At 72.9% G+C, this 1,831-nt stretch carries 2 protein-coding genes; both read left to right on the forward strand.

What is annotated here, in order from left to right; translation table 11 throughout:
- The coding region (locus tag ACTIR_RS21790; RefSeq protein WP_034238449.1) for a class F sortase at window positions 1-556 on the forward strand (556 nt) is incomplete at its 5' end.
- 283 nt (window positions 557-839) lie between these two features.
- On the forward strand, window positions 840-1,831 hold a 992-nt coding region (locus ACTIR_RS0104970), incomplete at its 3' end, for a DUF368 domain-containing protein (protein ID WP_065388541.1).

The raw sequence follows: 1,831 nt of genomic DNA on the forward strand, positions 1-1,831 counted from the left end.
CGCGGTGGCCCTCGCCGCCGGGTGCTCGTCGTCCGGTGCGGGCACGGGCGGCGCCCCGCGGTCGGATCCGCCCCCGGCGTCGGCGGTCGAGGTGACCAAGCCGTACGACGACCTGCGGCCCACCCGGGTGGAGATCCCCGCGATCGGCGCGGCCTCGGACCTGATCACGGTGGCGGTGACCGTGGAGGGCGAGATGGCCGTGCCCTCGGCGCGGGAGCCGATGCAGGCGGCGTGGTACCGCCTGTCCCCGGTCCCGGGCGAGGACGGACCCGCGATCCTGCTCGGCCACGTCGACGGCTACGGCGATCCGGGGATCTTCCACGACCTGCACCGCCTGGAACCCGGCGACGAGATCCGGGTCGACCGCAGTGACGACCGGCGGCTGACGTTCACGGTCACCGACTCGCAGCGGGTGCCCAAGGAGCAGTTCCCCACCGAGGCCGTCTACGGCAACACCGAGGGTCCGGAGCTGCGGCTGATCACCTGTGGCGGCGTGTTCGACGACGCCGAACACAGCTACACCGACAACATCATCGTCAACGCCGAACCGGCGTGACGCCGCACCGCCCGGGTCGGGTGGTGTGTGCCGTGAGGGCCCCCTTCGCTGCGTGTGCCGCAGGGAAGGGGGCCCTCACGGCGTGTGACGCGGGGAAGGGGTCCTTCACGGCAACCCCCGGGCCGGGGTGCACCGGGCGGTCGGGGCGGGTATGTCGCGCGTGGCACGATGGCGGTCGTGCCGCGCGACGTGCGCGCGTACTCACCGCAGGTTTCCGCCCCGCCGGAAGGACCGTGCCCGCGAGGCCGGGCACCGGGGCGCGAGCACACCCGAGGAGCAGATCGTGACGAAGTCCCCGCCTCGTCCGGCCACACGTGTGTCGTGGCCCGCCCTGGCGCTGAACGTGGTCCGTGGCGCGTTGATCGGTATGGCCGAGACCGTGCCGGGGATCAGCGGCGGCACCGTGGCGCTGGTGGTGCGGGTCTACGACAGCGTGATCACCTCGGCGGGCCATCTGCTCTCGGGGGTCGTCAAGGCGGTGACCCGACGGGGTCACCCCTCCTCCGCCGAGGAGTTCCGCCAGGTCCACTGGCGGGTCGTGCTGCCCCTGCTGGTGGGGATGCTCGCGGCCGTCGTTCTGGTCGCCGGGGTGATGGAAGGGCTGATGGCCGACCACCCGGTGCCGATGCGGGCGCTGTTCTTCGGTCTGGTGCTGGCGTCGCTGTGGGTGCCGTTCTCGCTGGCGGCACACGCACCCACGTCGGCGGGGGACACTGCGGCGGCGGATGCTCCACCCCGGTGGCGCCCGTTCGACTGGGGCCTCGGCGCTGCGGCCGCCGTGCTGACCTTCCTGATCGTGAGCATTCCCCCCGGTGATGTCGGCACGAACCCGGTGATCGTGCTGTTCTCGGCGGCGATCGCCGTGTCGGCGCTGGTACTGCCCGGGCTGTCCGGGTCGTTCATCCTGCTCACCATCGGGCTCTACGAGACGACGCTCGGGGCCGTCAACGACCGTGACCTCGGCTATCTCGGGTTGTTCGCGCTGGGGGCGCTGCTGGGGCTCGCCTCGATCGTCAAGGGCCTGCAGTGGCTGCTGGAACACAAGGAGCGCGTCACCCTGGTGGTGCTGACGGGCCTGCTCGCGGGCAGTCTGCGCGCACTGTGGCCGTGGCAGGACGACGACCGGGGCCTGCTGGCCCCCAGCGAGCACCTCGGTCCGTCGCTCGCCCTCGGCGCGGCGGGGTTCCTGGTGGTCGCCGGCTTCCTCGTCGTCGACCGCAGGATGCGCACCGGCGCCGGGCACGGCCGGGCCCCGGGCACCTCGTCGTCGGACGT

The sequence above is a fragment of the Saccharomonospora iraqiensis subsp. iraqiensis genome, assembly GCF_000430445.1.
Classification (GTDB): Bacteria; Actinomycetota; Actinomycetes; order Mycobacteriales; family Pseudonocardiaceae; genus Saccharomonospora; species Saccharomonospora iraqiensis.